The sequence below is a fragment of the Ruegeria sp. P8 genome (assembly GCF_056534665.1).
Map to the genome: position 1 here is coordinate 26,576 of NZ_JBQERC010000017.1, position 24,279 is coordinate 50,854.

Consider the following 24,279-nt stretch of genomic DNA (forward strand, 5'->3'; position numbering starts at 1 on the left):
GCTTATTGTGTCAAAGTTAATGAAAGTAGGTTTACCCATGAAGCTCCATTCCGCCTCTGGCATTTCATTCAACCCTGATGTGTTCGACGAGTCATTTATCGAGATGCTCGACAAGCTCCCCGAGGACGCGGTCGAGGACATCGACCTTGATGCAGGCCCGAAGATGCCGCTGATGACAACCCCCGCCGCCGAACCAAGTGCGGCGGACGTGGCCGCGATCATGGAAAGCGCATGGGAAGAGCTTTATGCCTCAGACGAAGGGGCCGATATCCGCGCGCTTCCGGCCGACCAACAGGCGCAGATCAAGGCACGGTTCCTGTCCCCCGACCCGATACCCGAGGCCGAAGCCGCCACGGTTCCCGTCGATGCCGCGCCGTTTTCGGTGCAGGAAACTGCGGACAGCCTGATCCTGATGCAGGGGGACACGCCGCTTTTGGGGGCACCGCTGGGCACCAGCAGGAAAAAGCGCAAGAAAGCCGCGCTGAACACCTTTATCGGGGCCGCCGCCAAGGCCTTTGCCGATATCATCACGATGGCCATGGCCGCGCTGGGGGTTTATCAGGCGCTCGGAACCAAGACGGTCACGCGGGCCGGGGCCGGGATTGCCGTCAAATGCAGCGGCCCGATCAGCCGACATGCCGGCGCAATCGCCAAGGCCGGAACGGCGGGCAGCGATCTGGCCATGATGAAGGCCATGCTGGGCGTCGCCAAGGCGTCCGTCGGGTTCACCAAACTTGCGGGCATCGTTCTGACCGACATGAGCGGCCTTGAAAAAGCCGCCGCGATTGCCACCTGCGTCGGCGGCATGACACTGGCCGTCGCCTCGGCAAGCGGGTCGTTCTGGCTGTCGATGCTGGCGATGGTAACCGCAGTTGCGATGTTCGTGATCGACACCGCCTTGGCGGTCGATACCTACAAAAAGTGGCAGGCAATCTGACCCGAAATCAAAGACGCCCGCCAATTGGGCGGGCGTACAAATCTTACAGACCGGGGTTCAGAACCGGTACAAAACGTAACAAATACGTTTAGCGGCGGATGCCCAGCTTTTTGATCAGGTCCTGGTAACGCGCCTCTTCCTTGCCCTTCAGGTAGTCCAGCAGCTTACGGCGCTGAGCAACCATCTTCAGCAGACCACGACGACCGTGGTTGTCTTTCTTGTGGGTCTTGAAGTGCTCGGTCAGGGTGTTGATGCGCGAGGTCAGGATAGCAACCTGTACTTCAGGCGAACCGGTGTCGCCTTCTTTGGTTGCGAATTCTTGCATGACGCGTGCTTTTTCAGCGGCAGTGATCGACATCGGGGTCTCCTTTAAAAGGTTAGAGTTGATGGCGCAGGCCGGGATGTCGTCCAGCACAGGCCCATGGAGAAAACCGCACCGATTCCGATGCGGATGGGCGCGTATAAGCGCATTTGACCCAAATGGCAAAAGGTTTCTGCGGGCTCAGACCATCTGACCGTATTGTGCCAGCTGCGCTTCGGTGATCAGCTGAATATCGGCCGCAGTCATCCCTTCGGCACCATATACCTGCGCAACTTCCTGCCCATCGATGAAAACCCTTGTCAGGTTGGCGTTTTCGGCGTCGGCCTCAACCTCGATTGCCGGGTCGGTCTCATCCTCCCACGTCACCAGCAGCTTGTCTTCGCCGGGTTGAAACCCCATCACGGTCACCTGATCGTCGCCTGGGTTCAACACGATGTCATCGGCCCCGTCTCCGCCCGTTACCACGTCTTTGCCGCCTGCCAGAATGGTATCGTCACCCGCACCGCCGTTCAGGAAATCCCTTTCGGCGGCCCCCTCTTCGATCCCGAAAACAAAGTCGTCTCCATCCCCGCCAAAGACGGTATCCTCACCTTCGCCCCCGTTCAGAACATCGTCCCCGAACCCGCCCTGCAACGCATCATCCCCTGCGCCACCGTCCAGCCTGTCGTCGCCCTGACCGCCAAACAGTTCGTCCTCACCCGCACCGCCATCCAGTGTGTCGTCACCAAAGTGACCGTAAAGGGCGTCCTCCCCGTCATCTCCGAACAAGAGGTCGTCATCCGCCTCACCGTGCAGGATGTCATTTCCCTGCCCGCCCGATATCTCATCCGCGCCGTCGCCCCCGTGCAGAACGTCGTTGCCCTTGGCACCGCTTATCGTGTCGTCCCCGCCATAGCCGTTGATCTGATCGACACCGTCCTGCCCGGTAATCACGTCCGAACCATCGTCACCGGCAATCACGAGATCGCCTTCAAACTCCGAGATCACAGTCCCGGTGGAGGGTGCCTCGTCACTGTCCGGCGAAGGTTCGGTGTCGGTGCTTTCCGGATCTTCGACACCCTCGCCGATGACCAGAAACTCACCAGTATCAACCTCGGCTGATGGTTCACCTTCGGGGTTTTCATCCGGCGTGTCGTCCTCTTCGATCAGAAAATCGCTCATCGCGTAAGCAGCGCCGCCGATGGCGGCCAGTCCAAGCAATCCGGCCAGAAACATGGAACCCCTCCGAAAGCATGATGCTCCGAGGGTGGAATATCCCATATCGCCCGTCACAGGGTCAAAGGTAAACCTTTGAAATGGTTAACCCTTGTCACCAGAGCTCAGGCTGCTGCGTATAGGCGATATAAAGCGGATGTTTGGGGTGGCCGTCCTTGGTCAGGCCCAGATGGAACAGCGATTGGCCGGTGCCGCGCAACAGGGTTTCCACCGCAGGGCCACGCTCCAGATGCGCGCCATGCGTGCCCCAGGCCGCGATGACCTGATCGGCCCATTGCACGCCGTCCAGAATGGCCGCGTCATTCTCGGGCCCGACCGGATCGGCGGCAGCCCGCATCTTGCGCGGGTCGGTATCGCGCCACGCAAAGATGTTCGTGACCTGAAACGCCCCGAACCCCAACGCGCGTGCGCGCCGTTCACAGCGTTCAACCGTCGGATCGTTCTGCACCTCGGTCGCGGTTGACGGGTTCAGCATCACAAATAATGCCTTGCGCCCTTCAGGGTCCCAGATGCGGGTCAGGCTATAGCGGTATTTCTCGCAATCGGAGTATATGGCGGTCGAGGGCGCGTCGCCCTTGGTGTGGGAACGGGTGATCATGCCCTTCGCCTAACACGACTCTCAGTCGACGAACACCCGGCTGGGGTGCAATTCACCGGATTTATAGATGCCAACGGCCACGGCCTTGCCGTCGAATGATGCCCAGGCCTCGTCGCCGTATTCAATGTCTGAGGCCAGCACCATGCCCGGATTGCCATTGCGCAGACGGGTTGCCCCCTCGGCGGTGCATTTCAGCTCGGGCAGGTCGGACAGGCCGGTTTCCAACGGGTGCAGATATTCGTCCAACGCGGCTGTTTTCGCCATTTCGTCGATCTGTTCGATGCTCAACCCGTCCTCGGCCTCGAATGGGCCGGACCAGATGCGGCGCAGTTCCTTGACGTGGGCGTGACAGCCCAGCGCATCGCCCAGGTCGCGGGCAATCGAACGGACATAGCCGCCTTTGCCGCAGGTCATCTCCAGCACCACATGGTCTTCGTCGGGGCGGTCAACGAGGATCAGTTCCTCGACCCAGAGGGGGCGGGCGGTCAACTCCACATCCTCCCCATCACGGGCCAGTTTATAGGCGCGCTGGCCGTCGATCTTAACCGCCGAGAATTTGGGCGGCACCTGCATGATGTCACCCAGAAACGGGGTCAGCGCCTGTTTGATATCGTCATCCGAGGGGCGTGCATCGCTTTGCGCGATCACTTCGCCCTCGGCATCGTCCGTGTTGGTGGCCTGCCCCAGACGCACGGTAAAGGTATAGGCTTTCAAGGCATCGGTGATATAGGGAACGGTCTTGGTTGCCTCGCCCAAGGCAATTGCCAGAACGCCGGTCGCCTCGGGATCCAGGGTGCCCGCATGGCCCGCCTTTTTGGCATCCATCGCCCAACGCACCTTGTTGACCACGGCGGTCGAGGTCATGCCCGCGGGCTTGTCCACCACCAGCCAGCCGGAAATGTCGCGACCCTTGCGTTTGCGTCCCATCATGCACCTTGAATCTTGCTAAGGCGCGCGAGTTAACGGATCACTCTGCCGCTGTCAATTTGCGGGCGTTTCTTCGACGACGCCGACAATCGGCCCCAGCGAGAACCCCAGATCCGAGCGGTTGCTGGCACGCTCATACATCCGCGAGATATTGCCGTCGAAAAACAGCGCGTTTGGCGTGCCAAGCACATCGCGGAACAGACGCCCGAACTCGTGGAAGGTGACATAATCTTCCGAGATCGCAAACACCGCCCGTGTACCATCGGAACTGGTGCCGACCCCATTTCGAACATAAAGCGAGGTCGAATCGGGCAGGAAACGCGGGTGCAGTTCTCCGTCGATCACAAGCATGGGGCCGGATTGGGTGGCAAAGCGGCAGGTGGGGGCCTGATCCACGTAATCAAGCGTTTCAAACACATCCGCCCGGTCCTCGCGGATGCAGAACACGCCATTGGGCAGCAAACCGAAATTTCCGGGGCCGGGGTTGGTGATCACACGCATCTGCTCCTGGCCGTCCTCGACAAAATGGCCAACGGGTGAACGGTCGTCGTGATACATGCCCGCGTTCATAGCAAAGGTCAGCCGTTCGCCTTCCGGGGCCAGCACTTCGTTGACCGACGAAAAATGCCCCAATACCTGACCGTCTTCACCGTTCAGAAAAAGCCTCAGATCTTCGTTGGCGGCATCGACGTTGCAAACCGTATAACGTTTGTCCTCATGGGTCAGCTTTTCACAAGTGACCGCGCCTGCCTGCGCGGCCCAAACAAGCGTCGCCAATGTGACAAACGTGCGGATCACTCGTCCAGATCGCGGCGCACCGCGTCCTGTTCGAACATGCGGCGGGTGTCGTCCAGACGGTCGAACGTGTCATCCAGCCGAAAGCGCAGATCGGGCGCGAATTTCAGGCCGACTTTCTTGCCGACCATGCGCCGCAGCTCACCCTTGTTGCGGGCCAGAAGTTCGATCACGTCCTCCTGCCCTCTGCCGCCAAGGGGCAGCACATAGGCGGTGGCGATCTTCAGATCGGGCGAGGTGCGCACCTCACCCACGGTGATCGACATGCGATTCAGGTCGGGGTCGTGGACATCTCCGCGCGCCAGAACTTCGGACAGGGTGCGGCGGATCAGTTCGCCGACACGCAGCTGCCGTTGGGACGGGCCGGGGCCATCATGGAATTTATTCTTTGCCATAATCCCCGATCTAAGCGCAAAGCGGGGCTTTGCCAAGCGGGCGCGAACCGGGTAGGAGGCTTTGAGCCGACTTAACGAAAAGGACCAGCGTAATGACCCATATTCCGGGGATCGTCATCACAGGGGCTTCGGGCCGTATGGGGCAGATGCTGATCAAGACCGTGACGGACAGCGATCAGGCGCGTCTGGTCGGCGTGGTCGAACGCAAGGGCCATGACTGGATCGGTCAGGATGTGGGCACGGTCATGGGCGGGCAGGCGCTGGGCGTTACCGTCACCGACGACCCGCTGGAGGCCTTTGCGCAGGCGCAGGCAGTGATCGACTTCACCGCGCCCGAAGCGACACTGGAATTCGCTGCGCTGGCGGCGCAGGCGCGCTGTGTGCATGTGATCGGCACCACCGGCATGTCCGACGAACAGATCGCAGCACTGGAACCCGCGTCGCGCCATGCGGTGATCGTACGAGCCGGAAACATGAGCCTTGGCGTCAACCTTCTGGTGCAATTGACCAAAAAGGTCGCAGCTGCGCTGGATGAGGATTTCGATATCGAGATCATCGAAGGTCACCACCATCACAAGGTAGATGCACCTTCGGGCACCGCCTTGATGCTGGGAGAGGCCGCAGCCGAGGGGCGCGGCGTTGCGTTGTCGGACGTGTCCGACCGGGGCCGGGACGGCATCACCGGTGCGCGCAAGCGTGGAGATATCGGTTTTCACGCTATTCGCGGCGGCGACATCGTGGGGGAACATGATGTCCTGTTCGCCGCCCCCGGAGAACGCATCGTCCTGCGCCATCTGGCCACCGACCGCGCCATCTTTGCCCGCGGCGCGTTGAAAGCGGCGCTGTGGGGGCAGGGCAAATCCCCCGGTCAATATGACATGGTGGATGTGCTTGGGCTGTAAGCCATAGACGGGCCGCTCGACGGCGTTACACTCGGGCGTATGCGGAACCTGACATCACGTGTGATGACCGGATTGGTGCTGGTCCTGTTCTATCTGACCCTGCTGCCCTTCGTCGCGCAGGGGTTTGACATGATCGGCGTCGGGCTGTCTGAGAGCGCGGCACAAAAAAGCTACTTGTTTGCCTATGACCAGAGTGTCGCTAATGCGGCGATGATGTTGCATATCCTTGCCGGAACGGTGTTGGTGGCTCTTGTGCCGCTGCAGCTGCTGAAAGGGCTTCGGCTGAAATACAATCGGTTTCACCGCGGCTTGGGTGTGGCTCTGATTGCGTCGGCTTTGATCACCGGGCTGGCAGGAATGACCTATATCCCCCTGCGGGGAACGATCGGTGGACCGATGATGTCTGCAGCGTTTTTCTTGTATGGGCTCTGCCTGTTCACTGCAGCTCTGATGGTGGCGCGCATGGCTGTAATCCCGGATCGTGCTGGCCATTGGGCATGGGGTCTGCGGCTGTTCTGGCTGGCGCTGGGGTCGTGGCTCTACCGTGTGCATTATACGGTTTGGTATCTGTTGACCGGCGGGTTGGGGTCAGAGCCTGATTTCTCGGGCCCTTTCGATCAGGTTCAGAACTTCGCGTTCTTCGTACCATACCTGCTGGCTACGCAGATTTGGATCGCGCGTTGCCGATCTGCTCATCGGGGGGCTCTGATCACAAATCCCTGATCTTGTCGGCGCGCAGCGGGCAGGCGAGGTAGACGCCAAATTCCTGACCGATATCAGCGCTGACGCGGGCGTGCACCGCACCCTGCCGATCGAGGAACCGCTGGTTGTCTTCAACCGGGAATATCCCCTCGTGCCAGATACCGGGATGGATATACAGCCCGCGCGAACCGTCGCACCAGAACGCCACCACCTTTTCTGGTGTCAGGTTGTCGCCGGGCAATGCAGCAGGAATGATGAAGGGCTTGTTGTCGAGCGGCCAGAACATCTGCCCGCCATCCGGGTGGTAGTTCATGTGCCACAGCAGCACCTGATCGCGGGGCGCTGTTTGGCGGCTTGTCTGTGCCTGCTGCGGATCGGTGGACCAGCCGAGGACATAGTGGCCATTGACCGCTTCGTTCTCGCCATAAAGTACGTCGCCCTTCCACTCACCACGAAAGGTGCCTTCGACCCAGCCGCCTTCGTCGCCGGTGCCTTCATCGATCGGCCGCCACCCCTGTTGTGGCCAGCGGGTGATCTCGATCTCGAACCCTTCGGGATCATCGACCAGACACCCATAGCCTTTGACCGAGGCGTCCGTCGCGCGGATCAGGGGAACCTCGTGCCAGGGCAGCGAGGGTTTGGTGCTGGCTTCAAAGATGTATTCCGGGGCGTTCATGCGGCCTCCATGTGCTTGTCGACCATACGCTGCACCATCGGCGCAAAATGTGCAAAGTCCGGGGTTTCCATATCCGCGCGTTTGCCGGCCTCATCCAGATAGCGGACCTGAATGATCTCTTTCAGGTTCGGGTTGGCTTCGAACGCGGCAACTTCTTCGGCGCTCATCGGACCACCTTGCAGTTCCAACGTGTGAACCGACGCCGCGGACAGGCGATTGAAATACTCGGGTTTGGTGGCACAAAGATACCGCTTGGCTGCCACGTGATAGCGGCAGCAATCGGTGATGACCGAGGGGAAGAACTGCTCCAGCACCTCGGCGCCCGCGTCCTCATGATGACGGTCTTCGGTGTCGTCGGGGTGGTAGGTGCCGAACTCGGATGTGAAATGGCCGATGTCGTGCAGCAAGGCGCCCACGATAATTTCCTCGGGCAACCCGTTCTGCTCGGCAATGGTTGCACCTTGCAGCATGTGCTGGGCCATGGTGACAGGCTCGCCCAGATATTCTTCACCGCCGCGGCGCGCAAAGATGTCGCCGATGAAGGCGACGATATTGTCCCGGTTCAGGGTCGAGAAATCAGGTTTCATTCCGCCGCCTCCGGTTGCGCCATCTCCATCGCCGCCAGTGTGGACAGCAACCCGTCCTTGTCGGCGTAACATCCCTGCAACCAGCGCGATCCGGCCCCGGAATAGCCAAGCCGCGCGTGCAGGACGCGGGTGTTGTCGACGATAAAGCTTTCCCCCGGTTCCAGTTTGAACGACACGCCCATCGCCGGATCGTCGATGATATCTCCCAGTTGGCGATAGGCGGCGTAATAAGCCTCCATCTTGTCAAACGGCACATCCACAAAGGGGGCGGAAGAGCGGTTGTTGAAGCGGATGCCGATCAACTCGCCATCCGGCGACAACTCGATCATCGGGCGGCGCGACCGCAGGCAGACCCCGTCCGAGCCCTTGTACTCGAACCGCGCCGGATATCCAGCCAGCAGGGCAAAGCCTTCGGGGTTTGCGTCACGCAGTTTTTCGATGGCGCGGAAGCCGTCAACAACGATGGACTCTCCACCTTCAGCCGAGTTTTCCAGACAATAGAGGATTTGCAAGGTCGGCACCGGGTCGCGATAGGGGTTGTCGGTATGCGCCTGAAGGCCAAGCCCGGTATAGGCAAGGTTGGTCGGGTTCACCTCGGTCCGCACCTCGAAATAGGGGCCATAATTGGTTTCGCGGACATAGCCGAACAGGTCAGCGACCTTCAGCAATGATTCAGGCTCGGTCGGGCCGCCGGTCAGCTTGGCAAAGCCGAACTCGGCCACAGCGGCCAGCCAATTGCGCTTGGCCGCCGGGCTGGCATGGACCTCGTTCCAATCGCCGCTGGGCGCGGCGATGCCACTTTCCCAGGTCGTGATGCCGGGGGCGATGCGACCCAGCGCAATGTCATGATCGCGGTCGTAGCTGTTTTCGGCCAACCAGTCCGCCGGGAAGGTGACGGTTTTGCCCTCAGGCTGGAACGTGACTTGCAGGTCGCCCGCGACCACCTCGGCTGAACTGACCGAGATGTCGGCAGGAATATCGCCGATGGTGATCAGGCGCTGACCGTTGCCCGGCGCTCGGGTATCAGCGTCCAGCGCGTTGTCGCGCAGCCAGATGGCGTGGAAACGGGCCTTGGCCCCGGTGTCAAACGCGACTGTAACAATCGAGGTGTCGTGGGTGGCGGTGCGCAGCATTGGGGGTCTCCTGTTCGGCGCGAGCTTTGGTTGAGCAGATACGCCGTTCGTGGCATTACGACAATTAATCCTTATTTCGGCTGAGGCTTGGAAAAACTAATGGCTAAGAATAAGACCGGATTACCGCCGCTGGATTGGTTGCGCGTGTTCGAAGCCGCTGGGCGGCTTGGCGGGTTCTCGGCCGCGGCGAAAGAGTTCGGGTTGACGCAGGCCGCTGTCAGCCAAAGGATCGGCAATCTTGAGGCGTGGCTGGGCCGGTCCCTGTTTGTGCGCGAGGCGCGCGGCGTGTCGCTGACGGTCGAAGGTGAAAGCTATCTGCCGCTGGTGCAGGACAGCCTGCTGGCGTTGGAACGCAACACCGAGGATCTGTTTGGAAAATCGCCACGCGAACTCAGGGTCGCCGGGTTGTCATCAAACATCCACGCCCTTGTTGTACCAGCCCTGCCTGTGTTCCGAAATCTGCGCCCCGAGGTGCGGGTGATGACCGACTCGGTTGCGCGCCGGTCGTCGCTGGATGAGGAACGCACCTGGCTGCAAATCCGCTATGGTCGCGGCGTGTGGACCGGGCGCGACGCGGCATTGATCGCGCATGAGGTGCTGGTGCCGATGGCCGCGCCCGGCGTTGAATGGGGTGCCCCCCTGATCGATCTGCGCGGCGAGCGTCCGGGCTGGCGCGAGTGGAACCGGAAATACGGGCACGGGGACGTCGCGCCATCTCATGTCAGTTTCGATTCGATGGAACATGCTGTTTCGGCGGCAAGGCGCGGAATGGGGGTTGTGCTGGGCTCGGTTCCGCTGGCGTCCGGTGATCTAAAGGATGGCCGGTTGCGCAGGTTAGAGCTGCCAGAGCTGCAAACCAAGGACGGGTATTGGCTGACATGGCCCGAAGATAGGGCGCAGTCCAGGAAACAGCGCGCCCTGATCGATGATTTTCTGAAGGCGCTGCGCGGCTGAGGGCCTAGAAATCGATGGCGATGCCTTTCTTTTCCCAATCACCGTAACGGGCGGGGTCCAGCCCATCGCGCCCGCCCAGTTCCTTGGGCATTTCCCTGGCTTCGGCCTGGGCTTTTTGGCGGCGTTCTTCCGCTTCGGCCAGCGCGCGTTGGGCGGCGGGGGGCAGGTCTTTGCGGTCGTCACTCATGACATCGGGTTCCTTTCCGTGCATAGCCTTGATATACGCCCGCGTCCGCCAATGGCAATGCGGGCACAGGTCACATGAAGGCGGTACCATGACAAACAGCGCGACAGCAGCACGGCGCAGCGCAATCTATCTGTTGGATCAGGTTCTGGGCGAAGGCCGCCTGTTGTCTGAATGCCTCGCTGCGGGCGCTTTGGATCGGTTGGGGCCAGAGGATCGTGCGCGTGCCCAGCGGCTGGCCTCGGAAACCCTGCGCGGGCTGGAGCGCGCCGACCGTCTGCTGGACAATCACCTGAACCGAACACCCGCCCTGACCGTACACAACGCGCTGCGGCTGGGCGCGGTCGAGCTGTGCAACGGGGAAGCTGCGCATGGGGTGGTGAACTCCATGGTTGAAATCATCAGCCGCTCGCGCAAGCACGGGCGTCTGAAAGGCTTGGTGAATGCCGTTTTACGCAAGGTCGCGTCCGAGGGTCCCGAAGCATGGCCGAAAATGCGTGTCCCGCGCCTGCCGGAGTGGTTGCGAGATCCGCTGATCGCGGCGTGGGGTGCCGAAGCGGTGGCCGGAATGGAACAGGTGCATTTCGCGGGCGCACCGCTGGACCTTACCCTGAAGCCGGGGGCGGAAAGCCCTTCGGGCGAAAAGCTGCCTACCGGGTCTGTGCGTATTCAGGATGCCGGTCAGGTCTCGGCCTTGCCGGGATACAAGGCTGGGGATTGGTGGGTGCAGGACGCGGCAGCCGCGCTGCCGGTGCGTGTTCTGGCACCGAAGGCGGGCGAGAAGGTGTTGGACCTTTGCGCGGCACCGGGCGGTAAAACCATGCAACTGGCTGCGGCGGGCTCGGATGTGACGGCGCTGGATGTATCCGCGGCGCGCACAGAACGCGTGCGCGAAAACCTAGCGCGAACCGGATTGACGGCAGAAGTCATCGTGGGTGACGCGCTGGACCATCAGGGTCAGTACGACGCGATTTTGCTGGACGCGCCCTGCTCGGCCACGGGTACGATCCGCAGGCATCCTGACTTGCCCTTTGCCAAGGATGGCTCGGAAATTGCCGGATTGATCGAATTGCAGGCGCAGATGCTGGCCCACGCATGGACGCTGCTGAAACCTGGCGGGCGGCTGGTCTATTGCACCTGTTCGCTTTTGCCGGATGAGGGCGAGGTTCAGATCGAAGACGCGCTGGGCATGTATCCGGACATGCGTGTTGATCGCGAGGCACTAAAGCTCTCCGGCATCGAAGACAACTGGATCACCGAGGCAGGCGGCCTGCGTCTACGGCCCGACTACTGGCCCGATCGCGGGGGTATGGACGGGTTCTATATCGCCTGCCTGAACAAATCCGCCTGAGTGCACGCTTTTCGATGACTTGACGATCGGCGCGGTCTATCGTTGGGTCTCAAGCGCCAGCAGAGCGCAAGGGGCAGAGTAACACGCGCATGTCAAATTCGGACACCATGGCCAGTCGGTGGATGCGGTTGCAGAACCGTTTCTACGCGCGTCTCAGCCAACGGCAAAAGGCAGCTACGGGGTTTGTTGCGCAGCCCCAGCCGCGCACCGTTGGTTCGTTTGCGCGCGGGCGGCAGCTGGTTGCGGGGAATCTCTTGTTCGCCGGCTATCTGGTCGAGGCAGACGATACAGCGTTGTGGGATGTCATTGCCCCCAGCGCCGGCTTTGACGAGGAACGCCATGGTTTTGCATGGCTGGATGATCTGGCCGCCGTCGGTGATATGCGTGCACGGGAAAAAGCGCAGCGCTGGGTCTGGGGCTGGATCGAGGCGCATGGCCGCGGGCAGGGCCCCGGCTGGGTGCCTGACCTGACCGGGCGGCGAGTGATGCGCTGGATCAACCACGCACTCTTTCTGCTGCGCGGGGCAGATGAGAAGCAAAGCAAACTGTTCTTTCGGTCTTTGGCGCAGCAAACATGGTTCCTGTCCAAACGCTGGCAGGCCGCGACGCCCGGGTTGCCGCGTTTCGAGGCGCTGGCCGGTCTTGTGCAAGCCGGATTGGCGCTGGAGGGGTTGGAGCAGATGGCCGATCCGGCCCTGCGGGCTTTGGCTGGCGAGTGTGACCGGCAGGTGGACGCACAGGGCGGTATTCCAACACGCAACCCGGAAGAGCTGCTTGAAGTGTTCATGCTGCTCAGCTGGACGTCGGCGGCGCTCAGCGACCTTGGACGCGGCACACCCGTTGCGCAGGCCAAGGCGATCAAGCGGATCGCACCGACCTTGCGCAGTCTGCGCCATGCGGATGGCGCGCTGGCGCGGTTTCACGGCGGTGGGCGCGGGGTCGAAGGGCGGCTGGAACAGGCGCTTGCGCAAAGTGGCGTCAAGCACAAGGCGGCGACCGAACTGCCAATGGGCTATGCCCGCCTGTCCGCAGCACGCACCACGGTGATCGTGGATGCCAGCGCGCCGCCGTCCGGAGCGGCCTCATTCAACGCGCACGCATCCACGCTGGCGTTCGAGCTGACCTCGGGGCGTCGCCCTTTGATCGTGAATTGTGGATCGGGGGCCAGTTTCGGGTTGGATTGGCGCCGTGCCGGGCGTGCGACCCCATCTCACTCAACCCTGTGTCTGGACGGGTTCTCGAGCGCGCGGTTGGCCAACCCGTTGCCGGGCCGCGAAAGTCAGGCGCTGGTCGATGCGCCGCGGGACGTTCCGGTCGATTTTGAAGATGCGTTCGAAGGCATCCGTTTCATGGCCGGGCATGACGGATATGTCAAAGTCTTCGGGCTGACCCACGCGCGCACATTCGAATTGCGCTTTGACGGGCGTGAGCTGACGGTCGAGGATATTCTGCTGACCGCAACCGACAAGGCCAAGCGTCAGTTCGACAGGGCGATGGACGCCTCGGGCCTCAGGGGCGTTGGCTATGACATCCGTTTTCATCTGCATCCTGACGTTGATGCTGCGCTGGATCTGGGCGGGGCGGCAGTGTCGATGGCGCTCAAAAGCGGCGAGATCTGGGTTTTCCGCCATGATGGTGTGGGAAAATTATCTGTCGAACCAAGTGTTTACCTTGAAAAAGGACGTTTAAAGCCACGCGCGACAAAACAGATCGTTCTATCTGGCCGCGCAATGGAGTATGCGACGCGCATCCGGTGGACGCTGAGCAAGGCGCAGGATACAGCCTATGCCGTGCGCGATACGCACCGGGACGAGCCCAAGTTTGACTGACGCCAAAAGGACCTTTGGACCCATGACCGACCTTCAACCCGTGCGCCGCGCGTTGCTTTCCGTTTCCGACAAGACCGGGCTGATCGAACTGGGCAAGGCGCTGTCCGAGCGCGGGATCGAACTGTTGTCGACCGGCGGCACAGCCAAGGCGCTGCGCGATGCAGGGCTTGAGGTTCGCGATGTCAGCGAAATCACCGGCTTCCCCGAGATGATGGATGGCCGGGTCAAAACGCTGCACCCGATGGTGCATGGCGGGTTGCTGGCGCTGCGTGACAATGACACCCATGTTGCGGCGATGGAGGAACATGGCATCGGCGCCATCGACCTGCTGGTCGTAAACCTCTACCCCTTCGAGGCAACCGTCGCCAAGGGCGCGGGCTATGACGAATGTATCGAGAATATCGACATCGGCGGCCCGGCGATGATCCGCGCGGCCTCAAAAAACCATGCCTTCGTGAACGTGGTGGTGGATGTCGAGGATTATTCCTCCCTGCTGGATCAGCTGGAAGAAAACTATGGCAAGACATCCTATGGCTTCCGCCAGTGGTTGGCGCAAAAGGCCTATGCACGAACAGCGGCTTATGACGCCGCCGTGTCGAACTGGATGGCCGATGCGCTGCAACTGGACGCCCCAAAGCGCCGCGCATTTGCCGGTGAGTTGAAGCAGACCCTGCGGTATGGCGAAAACAGCCACCAGCAGGCAGCGTTCTATACGGACGGCACCAACCGCCCCGGCGTCGCCACCGCCGTTCAACATCAGGGCAAGGAACTGAGCTATAACAACATCAACGACACGGACGCGGCCTTTGAGCTGGTGGCCGAGTTTGATCCGGCGAAAGGCGCGGCTTGCGCCATCATCAAGCACGCCAATCCTTGCGGTGTAGCCACAGGTTCAACCCTTCTTGAGGCGTACAAGGCGGCATTTGACTGCGACCGCACCTCGGCTTTTGGTGGCATTGTTGCGCTGAACCAGCCGTTGGATGCAGAAACAGCGCAAGAGATCACGGGCATCTTCACCGAGGTTGTGATTGCCCCCGGTGCCTCGGACGAGGCCAAGGCGATCTTTGCCGCCAAGAAAAACCTGCGCCTGCTGACGACCGAGGCGCTGCCGGATGTAACCGAAGGTGGCAAAACCGTCCGTCAGGTGGCTGGCGGGCTGTTGGTGCAGGATAAGGATAACGGCTTTATCGGCATGGACGACCTCAAGGTCGTGACCAAGAAAGCCCCGACTGACGCGCAGATGCATGACCTGTTGTTCGCGTGGAAAGTGGCCAAGCACGTCAAATCCAACGCCATCGTCTACGTCAAGGATGGCGCAACCGTGGGTGTTGGCGCGGGGCAGATGAGCCGTGTGGATTCGGCTCTGATCGCGGCCAAGAAAGCCGAACGTATGGCTGAAGCACTGGGCTTGCCGCAGCCGCTGACCATCGGTTCTGCCGTGGCATCGGATGCGTTTTTCCCCTTCCCCGACGGGTTGATGGAAGCCGCCGAAGCGGGCGCGACCTGCGTCATTCAGCCGGGCGGGTCCATGCGCGACGATGAAGTGATCGCCGCAGCCGATGAGGCCGGTCTGGCGATGGTCTTCACCGGCATGCGTCATTTCCGTCACTGATGCGGTCACGCCTGCTTCTCTGGGCGGCCTTGGCCGCCTTCGCGATCGACCAGATCAGCAAATATCTGGTCGTTCACGTCCTGCGCGTTGCTGAACGGCCCGGCGGTATCGATGTTCTGCCGCCGCTGCTGGTGTTCCGATACGGCGAGAATCGGGGCATCAATTTCGGCCTGTTTCAGGGCGACTCTGAGGCCGCGCGCTGGTTTTTGATCGGTGTATCCGTGGCGATCTGCATCGGTGTTCTTGTTTGGCTTGGTCGTTCGATGCGTTCAAAATTCATGTTGCTCTGTGGCGGTCTGCTGATCGGCGGAGCGCTTGCGAATGTGGTCGACCGGCTCCTTTATGGGTTTGTTCTGGATTTCCTGAACATGTCCTGCTGTGGCATCAACAACCCGTTTGTGTTCAACTTGGCGGATGTGTTCATATTCGCCGGAGCGCTGGGGCTGGTTTTGTTTGACGGCAAAAAGCCCTCGTGACGCGCGGAATGATATGCGATAAAAGCGCCAGAAACAGGCTGGAGACACCAATGCGGATGCCGCGCGCCATATTTGTTCTGACAGTTGCCGCTGCGGTCGCGGCATGTTCGAATCCCGGACTGCGGGATCTGGCGCCTCCGGGACAAGGTCCTGATGAATTTTCGGTATTGCCGGTCAAGCCGCTGACCCAGCCTCAGGATTACGCGTTCCTGCCGGCACCCACGCCGGGTGGTGGGAATCTGACAGACCCGACCCCCAAAGCCGATTTGGTGGTCGCGCTGGGTGGTAATGCCGCCGCCCTGAACCCCAACGCTGGTGTGCCGTCGTCGGATGCGGCGCTTGTGACGGCGTCCAGCCGTTATGGCGTGTCACCCGATACGCGGCAGGTGGTCGAAACCGAGGATGCCGCATTCCGCAAACGCCGGGGCCGCTGGACCGGTCTGCGCCTGTTCCCTGTCGACCGCTATAGTCAGGTCTACGAACGCCAGTCGATCGATCCGTTCTCGGAAACCGATGCCGCCCGCCGGGCCGGGGTCGAGACCCCGACCTCGCCCCCGAATGAATAATTCTTAACTTTCCGTCATCGGGCTTGAACCCGGGCCGCACCACCGTAGTTTAAATGACAGAAACGAAACGGAGGATGCCCCATGGTTCGGGCCCTGGCCTTGTCGGCTGCCCTGATCGCCACCACCCCGGCTTTTGCCGGGGGCGGGAAAGAAGCGGTCACCACATTCACTTTGGACAACGGCATGAATGTCGTCGTGGTCGAAGACCATCGCGCACCTGTCGTGCAGCACATGGTCTGGTACCGCGCCGGATCTGCGGATGAGCCGATCGGATCGTCGGGTGTCGCGCATTTTCTTGAACACCTGCTGTTCAAGGGCACAGATACTTTGGCGCCGGGTGAATTCTCGGCCACTGTCGCGGCCAATGGCGGCAACGATAACGCGTTCACCTCGTATGATTACACTGCCTATTTCCAGCGCGTCGCCGCCGACCGGCTTGAGTTGATGATGCGCATGGAATCGGACCGTATGCGGAACATACGCCTGAGCGATGAGGATATCGTGACCGAGCGCGATGTGATCCTTGAGGAACGCAACCAGCGCACCGAAAACAACCCGCGCGCTCTGTTCGGCGAACAGATGAGCGCGGCACAATACCTCAATCACCGTTATGGCGTGCCGATCATCGGCTGGAAGCACGAGATGGAAGAACTGGAACTGGAAGACGCGTTGTCTTTCTACCAGACCCACTATGCGCCCAATAACGCTATTCTGGTTGTCACCGGAGACGTTGATCCCGCCAAGGTCCGCACTCTGGCCGATCAGTATTACGGTGTGATCCCGGCCAATGCGGATTTGCCGGAACGGGTCCGGTCGCAGGAGCCCCCGCAAACCGCCGAACGCCGTCTGACATTCAAGGACCCTCGCGTGGCGCAACCCTATGTCCAGCGCAGTTATCTGGCGCCGGAACGCGATCCGGGCGATCAGGAAAAGGCGGCAGCCCTGTTTCTGTTGGCGGAACTTCTGGGGGGCAGCACGACCTCTTACCTGAACGAAAAGCTGCAATTCGATCAGAAAATGGCTGTTTATACCGGGGCGTTCTATCGTGACGTCTCGCTGGATGACACAACATTCGACCTGTTGGTGGTTCCCGCCGAAGGAGTTTCCCTGCAAGAGGCCGAAGATGCCATGGATCAGGCCGTGGCCGATTTCATTGCCGAAGGTGTCGACGAGGACAATCTGAACCGTATCAAGATGCAGTTGCGGGCCGCGCAGACCTATGCGCGCGACAATGTGGACGGGATCGGCAACCGCTATGGCCGCGCCCTGACCAGCGGCCTGACAATACAGGACGTGCAGGCATGGCCCGATATCCTTCAGGCCGTGACCGGAGACGAAATCATCGCCGCCGCCCGTGACGTTCTGCAACCCGAGGCGTCGGTCACCGGCTGGCTGATGCGCGATGATGAGGTGACGCAATGAAACAGTTTCTCGCAACGCTGATTGCCTGTCTGGTTGCTCTGCCCGCTTTGGCCGAGATCGAGATTGAAGAAGTGACCTCGCCCGGCGGGATCACCGCATGGCTGGTCGAGGATCACTCGATCCCTTTCACCGCGCTTGAGCTGCGCTTCCGTGGCGGTACGTCGCTGGACGACCCGGACAGGCGCGGCGCGGTCTATCTGATGAGTGGGCTGATCGAGGAAGGTTCCGGTGAAATGGACGCGCGAACCTATGCGCGCGAGCTTGAGGCTCTGGCCGCATCGTTCCGCTATAACGCCGGTGACGACACGGTTTCGATTTCCGCACGATTTTTGACCGAAAACCGGGATGAGGTTGCCGACCTGCTGCGTGAGACGATTCACGAACCGCGCTTTGATCAGGACGCGGTTGACCGTGTGCGCGCGCAAATCCTGTCCGGGCTGCGATCAGATCAGACCGACCCGAACGAGATTGCAGGCCGCAACTTTGCCCAGATGGCCTATGGCGATCACCCTTACGGATCGGAAGGCAAGGGCACGATCGAAAGCGTCTCGGCGCTGACACGGGATGACGTGGTAACGGCGTATGAAAGCGTTTTTGCCAAGGATCGTCTTTATGTGGGGGCCGTCGGCGATATCACGGCCGAAGAACTGGGCGCATTGCTTGACACATTGCTCGCCGACCTGCCGGAAACGGGCAAGCCCATCCCGGGCAAGGCCAACGTGACCATCCCCGGCGGGATCAGTGTTGTCGAGTTTGACACCCCGCAATCCGTCGCGCTGTTTGGTCATGCCGGAATAGATCGGGACGATCCTGATTTCTTTGGCGCCTATATCCTGAACCACATTCTGGGCGGTGGCGGGTTCGAAAGCCGTCTGATGCAAGAGGTGCGCGAAAAGCGTGGCCTGACCTATGGGGTTGGAACCTATCTTGTGCCCAAGGATCTGGCCTCGGTTTACTTGGGGTCGGTGTCATCGGCCAATGACCGCATTGCCGAGGCGATAGAGGTTATTCGGAACGAATGGGCGCGCGCCGCCGCCGAAGGGGTGACGCAGAAGGAACTGGACGATGCCAAGACCTACCTGACCGGCGCTTATCCGTTGCGCTTTGACGGCAACGGGCAGATTGCCGGGATCATGGTGGGGATGCAGATGGAAGGATTACCCATCGATTATATCGCCACCCGCAATGACAAGGTGAACGCGGTTACACTGGAAGATGTGAACCGCGTTGCATCCGAACTGTTGGATCCGGACGGCCTGCATTTCACTGTTGTTGGAAAGCCGGTTGGGCTGGAAACTACCAACTGAACTGCAAGGGGTGAGTTGCGGCTCACCCCTTTTTCATACTCCGCAGCATATCGCCCATCATCTGCCCGAACTTGCCCGATCCGCGCTGATAGAGTGCCCCGTCCACGGCCAGAACCGTGCCGCTGATATAGCTGGCCAGATCCGAGCTGAGGAACAGGCAGGCATTGGCCACGTCCTGCGGCTGGCCCCAGCGGCCCAACGGCACGTCGCGGCGCAGTTCTTCGTGTGCGTTTTTGGTGGGCGCAAGGCGTTTCGCACCCTCGGTGCCTTCGATGAACCCCGGCACAACCGAGTTCACCCTGATTCCCTCGACACCCCATTCCATCGACAGCGTGCGGGTGATCTGATCCACCCCCGCCTTGGCGGCGCAGACATGGGCTTGACCCTCATAAGGCAGATAAGATTGCGGGGCCGAGATATTAATGATGCTGGCACCGGGGCGTTTGAGGAACGGATACGCCCCCTTCATCACGTGGATCGTGCCCATCAGGTCGATATCGATCACGGTCTTGAACGCGTTGACCGACATTTCGGACGCCAGCGCCGGGAAATTACCCGCCGCGCCCGAGATCAGCACATCGATATCCCCGAAGGCGTCATGGAACTGCTTCAGTCCCGCCGCCACGGCGCCTGCATCGCGCACATCAAACGCAACCCCAATCGCATCCTGTGCGCCTGCGGCTTTCAGCGCGGCGATGGTGTCATCGACCTTGTCCTGCGAGCGGCTGGCCACGGCCAGTTTCGCACCCGAGGCCGCGAAGGCCTCGGCGATGCCCCGGTTGATGCCACTGGTGCCACCGATGACGATGACGGTTTTTCCCGAAAAATCCATGTAGGCCTCCCTGGGCAGGGAGCCCTACTCGCCGTAGGGCACCCAGATGTTTTTGACTTCGGTTGCAGCCTGAAGGAAGCGGCGGGAATGGTCCATGCTCCAGTCAAATGCCGTCGCGTTATTGACCCAGGTCCGCTTCAGGTTCCCGGCTGAAACGACCTCGATCTCTTTCGACAGGTCGGTGGACGAAAACGACCAGACCGCGTCGACATTCAGATGCGAGGCCAGCGGTTTCGCCAGTTCCGCATGGCTGCCCGTCAGGATGTTGACCACACCGGCAGGGACGTCCGAAGTCTCAAGGATCTGGTAGAAATCCGTCGCCGCCAGCGGGTAGGGCTCAGAAGCCACCAGAACCGTCCGGTTGCCCATCGCAATCGCAGGCGCCATAGCCGAGACCAGACCCAGCAGCGGTGCTTCATCCGCGCAAAGCGCACCGATCACGCCAACGGGTTCCTTCATGGCGATGGCCACGCCCCGGATCGGAACGCCATGCACCTGGCCGTCATACTTGTCGGCCCAGGCGGCAGCAGTGAACAGGCGTTGGATCGAAGCCTCAACTTCTTTCGCGCCGTCTTTCCTGCCGGTCATGGCGTCGATCCGCGCCGCGAATTCACCGGCACGGGCCGAGAGGTTTTCGCCGATGTAATAGAGGATCTGGGCCCGCAGATGGCCGGTGGTTCTGGACCAGCTTTTGGCACCTGCCGCAGCCTCGACCGCGTTGCGCACGTCCTTGCGGTTGGCAAGACCCACATGGCCCAGCAGGCCGGACTTGCCCCAAACCGGTTTCGAATAACCACCATCGGGCCGCGCCTGCTTGCCGCCGACATACAACTTGGCAGTGCGGTCGATCGGGTCGACCGGTGCCCCTTCGCCCATGGCTGCCTCGACCTTTGCCAGCGGCTTGGCCTTACCCTTGGGTCTGGTATAGGCGGTCAGCCCTTCCCAACCGCCTTCGCGGCCAAAGCCGCTTTCGCGGACCCCACCGAACCCGGCAGCGGCGTCAAACAGATTGGTGGCATTCACCCAGACGACGCCCGCAACCAGCTTGGGCGCGATACCCAGCGCAAGGTTCACATTCTCGGTCCAGACGGTCGCCGCCAGACCATACCGGGTGTTGTTGGCCAGCTCGACCGCCTCTTCCGGTGTGCGGAAGGTCGAAGACACCAGAACCGGACCAAAGATCTCTTCCTGCATCAACGGGTCCGAGGTCTCGAGCCCCGAGATCAGTGTTGGCGGGTAGTAGCAGCCGTTTGCGGGAAGATCGCAGGCAGCTTGATGCACATTGCCCGCTGTGTTGCTTTCGACCATTCCTTTGATGGTCTGCAACTGAACCGGGTCCACAACCGCGCCCACGTCGATACATTTGTCCAGCGGATTGCCGACGCGCAGCGTGTCCATCCGGGCGCGCAGCTTGTCGTGGAAACGGTCGGCGATGCCTTCCTGCACCAGCAGGCGCGAACCTGCACAGCAGACCTGACCCTGATTGAACCAGATCGCATCCACCAGCCCTTCGATGGCCGAGTCGATATCGGCGTCATCAAAGACGATGTACGCGGATTTTCCGCCCAACTCCAATGTCAGTTCCTTACCAGATCCGGCAGTGGCCTCACGGATGCGGCGGCCCACAACAGTCGAGCCGGTAAAGGCAATCTTGTCCACGTCCGAGGCCACGATCATCTCGCCCACGGCACCGTCTCCGGTGACGATGTTGACGACACCGTTCGGCAGACCGGCCTGTGTGCAGATATCGGCAAATAACAGCGCCGTCAGCGAGGTATATTCAGCGGGTTTCAGAACCACCGTATTTCCCATCGCCAGCGCTGGCGCGATCTTCCACGCCAACATCAGCAGGGGGAAGTTCCACGGGATGATCTGACCGCACACACCCAACGCTTCAGCGTCGGGCAGCTCGCTGTCCATCAGCTGCGCCATACCGGCGTGGTAATAGAAATGCCGCTGCGCCAGCGGAATATCGATGTCACGCGATTCCCGGATCGGTTTGCCGTTGTCGAGGCTTTCCAGCACCGCAAACAGACGCGAATGCTTTTGCAGCAGTCGCGCAATTGCATAGAGATACCGCGCACGGCCCGCGCCGCCCAGTTTCTCCCATTTCGGCTGAGCCTTGCGCGCGGCGGCAACAGCGGCGTCCACGTCGGCCTGCTTGGCCTGCGTCAGCTTGGCCAGAACCTCCCCGGTCGCCGGGTTGCGGCTGTCAAACCCTTTGCCCGGCTTGGTGAAAGCACCATCGATATAGTGTCCGAACTTGTCGCCCTGATCGACCAGCCAGGCCAGCGCCTCGGCGGCGCTTTCGGGGGCGGGGCCGTATTCCATGGTCTCAAAAATCTCTTTGACTGTCATGACTTCATCTTTTCCCAAATACTCACTGTCCAGACATACCCACGGGCTCAGCCCATCGAATGCCTGTAACCAGCCGAGTAAGCCCCGGTGACATAATGTTCCAACTGCCGCTCGATATCGCCCAGCAACGATGAGGCGCCAAAGCGGAACAGATCCGGTTCCAGCCAGCGGTCACCCAGCTCGTCCTTGATCAGCGACAGATAAACCAGCGCGTCCTTGGCTTTCGAAATACCACCTGCAGGCTTGTAGCCGACCCGATATCCGGTGCGGTCATAGTAATCGCGGATTGCGCGGATCATCACCAGCGACACGGGCAGGGTGGCGTTGACGCTTTCCTTGCCGGTCGAGGTCTTGATGAAATCCGCCCCGGCCATCATGCACACCAGCGAGGCGCGCGCGACATTGCGCAGGCTACCCAATTCTCCGGTCGCAAGAATGGCTTTGACATGGGCATCGCCACAAGCCACGCGGAACGCCTTCATCTCATCATACAGGGCCTGCCAGTCCCCCGACAGCACGTGACGGCGCGAGATTACGATGTCGATTTCCTCGGCCCCGGCCTTCACGCTTTCCTCGATCTCGGCCACGCGCAGATGGAACGGGGACAGGCCTGCGGGAAAGCCGGTGGACACGGCAGCGACCGGAATGCCAGTGCCTTTCAGGGCGTCCACGGCGGTTTCGATCATGTCGTGATAGACACAAACCGCCCCGGTCGTGATCGGCGGCATGTCCAGCGCCTGAAGGACCGAAGGCGCAACCGGCTGACGGGCCTTTGCACACAGGCGGCGCACACGGCCCACCGTATCATCGCCCGACAGCGTGGTCAGGTCGATCATCGTGATGGCTTTCAGCAGCCACGCAGCCTGATATTCCTTCTTGACCGAACGGCGGCCCGGCAATGTGGCCGCACGGCGTTCAATCGCGGAAGTATTGGCCTGAACGGCGCGCACCCAGTCCAGATCCAGTTCCATTCCTGGGTTCCGGGGTTCGGTCACTTGCGGCAGATGCGCGGTGCGCACGGGGCTTTCTGAGCTCTGCGTATCCATGGTTACGTCCTTTGGGAGGTTTGCGACAAAATCGCACGGGTGGCCCGGGAATGGAAGGTGTTCCGGCGCAATGATCGAATATTTTTGACCATTTGGACAAATAATTGAGGTTTTCTTGCGAATAATTCTCATTAGCGTTGACTTAGTTGCGAATGGTTCTCATATTTGATCCTACACGTATCCAAATCGAGGTTGGAAATGATTCGTCGGCATTGCCTTGCATTTTTGGCTCTGGCCCTTTCGGTGCCAGCCATGGCGTTTGCCGGGGCACCGCTGAAAGTGGTGGCCACGACGGGCATGATTGCAGATGCGGCCCGTCAGGTCGGTGGTGATCTGGTTGAGGTCAGAGGGCTTATGGGCCCCGGCGTTGATCCCCATGCCTATCGCCAGACGCGCAGCGATATTGTTGCGATGACACGGGCAGACCTGGTTCTGTGGCACGGCCTGTATCTCGAAGCGCAAATGGAAGACTTCTTTCATGATCTCGAGCGGAAACGGACCGTCATTGCGGTTGCAGAGGGCGTAGATAAGTCCATGCTGCGTGCGCATGATGATTATGCCGACAAGTATGATCCGCATGTCTGGATGACACCCGCGCTGTGGCGCAAGGTAGTTGTGGAAGTGCAGCGTGCGCTGACGGAGGCACGCCCCGAAGCAGCCGAGGTTTTTGCGGCCAATGCACAAACCCATCTGGCCGACATAGACCGTCTGACGGCCTATGCCGAGAAAACCCTGTCTTCGGTACCGGACCACAACAAGGTTCTGGTCACAGCCCACGACGCCTTTGGCTATTTCGGTGAAAGTTTCGGGTTCGAGGTTCTGGGCATTCAGGGCATCTCGACCCAATCCGAGGCGGGCCTGAACCGGATCGGAGAGCTGGTTGACCTGTTGGTTGATCGCCGGATCACGGCGGTCTTCGTCGAAAGCTCGGTTTCTGACAGGTCGATCCGCGCGCTGATCGAAGGGGCCGCAGCCAAAGGGCACGAAGTGAAGGTCGGGGGCGAGTTGTTCTCGGACGCCATGGGCGAGGACGGCACCTATGAAGGCACTTATATCGGGATGCTGGATCACAATATCACCGTCATCGCAGGCGCATTGGGCGGAGAAGTTCCCGATCGCGGCATGAACGGCAAACTGTCAGCGGGGTTCTGAG

25 protein-coding genes are annotated in these 24,279 nt (G+C 60.9%); 12 read left to right on the plus strand and 13 right to left on the minus strand.

All coding sequences use genetic code 11. The features are described from left to right. Positions 1–37 precede the first annotated feature (37 nt). Entirely contained in the window at positions 38–937 is a 900-nt protein-coding gene (locus tag ACR0BZ_RS16510) for a hypothetical protein (protein ID WP_480920762.1), read from the plus strand. 88 nt (positions 938–1,025) lie between these two features. Here ACR0BZ_RS16510 and rpsO read toward each other — a convergent pair whose 3' ends face one another. From rpsO to rbfA, 6 genes are all read right to left on the minus strand, one after another. Then, entirely contained in the window at positions 1,026–1,295 is a 270-nt protein-coding gene (gene rpsO, locus ACR0BZ_RS16515) for a 30S ribosomal protein S15 (RefSeq protein WP_170329634.1), read from the minus strand. A 144-nt stretch (positions 1,296–1,439) separates the two neighbouring features. Then, a complete protein-coding gene (locus ACR0BZ_RS16520; RefSeq protein ID WP_480920763.1) occupies positions 1,440–2,474 on the minus strand; it encodes a calcium-binding protein in 1,035 nt (344 codons plus the stop codon). Positions 2,475–2,568: 94 nt separating this feature from the next. Further along, a complete protein-coding gene (locus ACR0BZ_RS16525; RefSeq protein WP_209598417.1) occupies positions 2,569–3,072 on the minus strand; it encodes a DUF1643 domain-containing protein in 504 nt (167 codons plus the stop codon). A 21-nt stretch (positions 3,073–3,093) separates the two neighbouring features. Further along, on the minus strand, positions 3,094–3,999 hold the full coding sequence (gene truB, locus ACR0BZ_RS16530) for a tRNA pseudouridine(55) synthase TruB (protein WP_480920787.1): 906 nt from the start codon (positions 3,997–3,999) through the stop codon (positions 3,094–3,096). Between the two features lie 54 nt (positions 4,000–4,053). Beyond that, on the minus strand, positions 4,054–4,797 hold the full coding sequence (locus ACR0BZ_RS16535; protein ID WP_480920764.1) for a phosphodiester glycosidase family protein: 744 nt from the start codon (positions 4,795–4,797) through the stop codon (positions 4,054–4,056). After that, positions 4,794–5,189, minus strand: coding sequence for a 30S ribosome-binding factor RbfA (rbfA, locus tag ACR0BZ_RS16540; RefSeq protein WP_209505090.1), 396 nt, complete (start codon positions 5,187–5,189; stop codon positions 4,794–4,796). Before rbfA ends, ACR0BZ_RS16535 begins: the two co-directional genes overlap by 4 nt. 92 nt (positions 5,190–5,281) lie before the next feature. Here rbfA and dapB point away from each other — a divergent pair, with 92 nt between their 5' ends. After that, entirely contained in the window at positions 5,282–6,091 is an 810-nt protein-coding gene (dapB, locus tag ACR0BZ_RS16545) for a 4-hydroxy-tetrahydrodipicolinate reductase (protein WP_480487790.1), read from the plus strand. A 39-nt stretch (positions 6,092–6,130) separates the two neighbouring features. Then, on the plus strand, positions 6,131–6,814 hold the full coding sequence (locus tag ACR0BZ_RS16550) for a DUF2306 domain-containing protein (RefSeq protein ID WP_480487788.1): 684 nt from the start codon (positions 6,131–6,133) through the stop codon (positions 6,812–6,814). Here ACR0BZ_RS16550 and ACR0BZ_RS16555 read toward each other — a convergent pair. Genes ACR0BZ_RS16555 through tmpA form a run of 3 tightly spaced genes read right to left on the minus strand, consistent with a single transcriptional unit; the run spans position 6,801 to position 9,189 of the window. Then, positions 6,801–7,469: an ureidoglycolate lyase gene (locus tag ACR0BZ_RS16555; protein WP_267363508.1), complete on the minus strand. Its 669-nt coding sequence runs from the start codon at positions 7,467–7,469 to the stop codon at positions 6,801–6,803. The genes ACR0BZ_RS16550 and ACR0BZ_RS16555 overlap by 14 nt on opposite strands. Further along, on the minus strand, positions 7,466–8,056 hold the full coding sequence (gene tmpB / locus ACR0BZ_RS16560; protein WP_480560513.1) for a (R)-1-hydroxy-2-trimethylaminoethylphosphonate oxygenase: 591 nt from the start codon (positions 8,054–8,056) through the stop codon (positions 7,466–7,468). Before tmpB ends, ACR0BZ_RS16555 begins: the two co-directional genes overlap by 4 nt. After that, entirely contained in the window at positions 8,053–9,189 is a 1,137-nt protein-coding gene (tmpA, locus tag ACR0BZ_RS16565; RefSeq protein WP_480774268.1) for a 2-trimethylaminoethylphosphonate dioxygenase, read from the minus strand. The genes tmpB and tmpA overlap by 4 nt, the downstream gene beginning before the upstream one ends. A gap of 99 nt (positions 9,190–9,288) precedes the next feature. On the opposite strand from tmpA, the gene ACR0BZ_RS16570 reads away from it, so the two are divergent. Then, positions 9,289–10,143: a LysR family transcriptional regulator gene (locus tag ACR0BZ_RS16570; RefSeq protein WP_480920765.1), complete on the plus strand. Its 855-nt coding sequence runs from the start codon at positions 9,289–9,291 to the stop codon at positions 10,141–10,143. A gap of 4 nt (positions 10,144–10,147) precedes the next feature. Here ACR0BZ_RS16570 and ACR0BZ_RS16575 read toward each other — a convergent pair whose 3' ends face one another. Next, positions 10,148–10,330 (minus strand): DUF1674 domain-containing protein, encoded by a 183-nt coding sequence (locus tag ACR0BZ_RS16575; protein ID WP_209505084.1) that lies wholly within the window; start codon positions 10,328–10,330, stop codon positions 10,148–10,150. An 88-nt stretch (positions 10,331–10,418) separates the two neighbouring features. On the opposite strand from ACR0BZ_RS16575, the gene ACR0BZ_RS16580 reads away from it, so the two are divergent. From ACR0BZ_RS16580 to ACR0BZ_RS16610, 7 genes are all read left to right on the plus strand, one after another. Then, complete coding sequence (locus ACR0BZ_RS16580) at positions 10,419–11,678, plus strand: RsmB/NOP family class I SAM-dependent RNA methyltransferase (protein WP_480920766.1); 1,260 nt, start codon at positions 10,419–10,421, stop codon at positions 11,676–11,678. Between the two features lie 89 nt (positions 11,679–11,767). Further along, positions 11,768–13,507: a heparinase II/III family protein gene (locus ACR0BZ_RS16585; RefSeq protein WP_480538534.1), complete on the plus strand. Its 1,740-nt coding sequence runs from the start codon at positions 11,768–11,770 to the stop codon at positions 13,505–13,507. A 22-nt stretch (positions 13,508–13,529) separates the two neighbouring features. Further along, positions 13,530–15,119, plus strand: a complete 1,590-nt coding sequence (purH, locus tag ACR0BZ_RS16590; RefSeq protein WP_480920767.1) for a bifunctional phosphoribosylaminoimidazolecarboxamide formyltransferase/IMP cyclohydrolase — start codon at positions 13,530–13,532, stop codon at positions 15,117–15,119. Continuing rightward, positions 15,119–15,595 carry a signal peptidase II gene (gene lspA, locus ACR0BZ_RS16595; protein WP_480920768.1) on the plus strand — a complete coding sequence of 159 codons (477 nt, stop codon included), beginning with the start codon at positions 15,119–15,121 and terminating at the stop codon, positions 15,593–15,595. The genes purH and lspA overlap by 1 nt, the downstream gene beginning before the upstream one ends. A 50-nt stretch (positions 15,596–15,645) precedes the next feature. Next, entirely contained in the window at positions 15,646–16,161 is a 516-nt protein-coding gene (locus ACR0BZ_RS16600; RefSeq protein ID WP_480920769.1) for a DUF3035 domain-containing protein, read from the plus strand. 81 nt (positions 16,162–16,242) lie between these two features. Continuing rightward, on the plus strand, positions 16,243–17,583 hold the full coding sequence (locus tag ACR0BZ_RS16605; protein WP_480920770.1) for a M16 family metallopeptidase: 1,341 nt from the start codon (positions 16,243–16,245) through the stop codon (positions 17,581–17,583). Then, positions 17,580–18,890 (plus strand): M16 family metallopeptidase, encoded by a 1,311-nt coding sequence (locus ACR0BZ_RS16610; protein ID WP_480920771.1) that lies wholly within the window; start codon positions 17,580–17,582, stop codon positions 18,888–18,890. Before ACR0BZ_RS16605 ends, ACR0BZ_RS16610 begins: the two co-directional genes overlap by 4 nt. Positions 18,891–18,912: 22 nt before the next feature. Here ACR0BZ_RS16610 and ACR0BZ_RS16615 read toward each other — a convergent pair whose 3' ends face one another. From ACR0BZ_RS16615 to deoC, 3 genes are read right to left on the minus strand one after another with little or no spacing between them, the layout of a single operon-like run. Beyond that, positions 18,913–19,722 (minus strand): SDR family oxidoreductase, encoded by an 810-nt coding sequence (locus tag ACR0BZ_RS16615; protein ID WP_480920772.1) that lies wholly within the window; start codon positions 19,720–19,722, stop codon positions 18,913–18,915. Between the two features lie 24 nt (positions 19,723–19,746). Continuing rightward, positions 19,747–22,080, minus strand: a complete 2,334-nt coding sequence (locus ACR0BZ_RS16620) for an aldehyde dehydrogenase family protein (protein WP_480920773.1) — start codon at positions 22,078–22,080, stop codon at positions 19,747–19,749. 47 nt (positions 22,081–22,127) lie between these two features. Further along, on the minus strand, positions 22,128–23,126 hold the full coding sequence (deoC, locus tag ACR0BZ_RS16625) for a deoxyribose-phosphate aldolase (protein ID WP_480474226.1): 999 nt from the start codon (positions 23,124–23,126) through the stop codon (positions 22,128–22,130). Positions 23,127–23,324: 198 nt separating this feature from the next. Between deoC and ACR0BZ_RS16630 the strand changes: the two genes are divergently transcribed. After that, the gene (locus tag ACR0BZ_RS16630) at positions 23,325–24,278 is read left to right on the plus strand and encodes a metal ABC transporter solute-binding protein, Zn/Mn family (protein WP_480920774.1); all 954 of its coding nucleotides are present in this window, start codon (positions 23,325–23,327) and stop codon (positions 24,276–24,278) included. The last annotated feature ends 1 nt before the right edge of the window (position 24,279 follow it).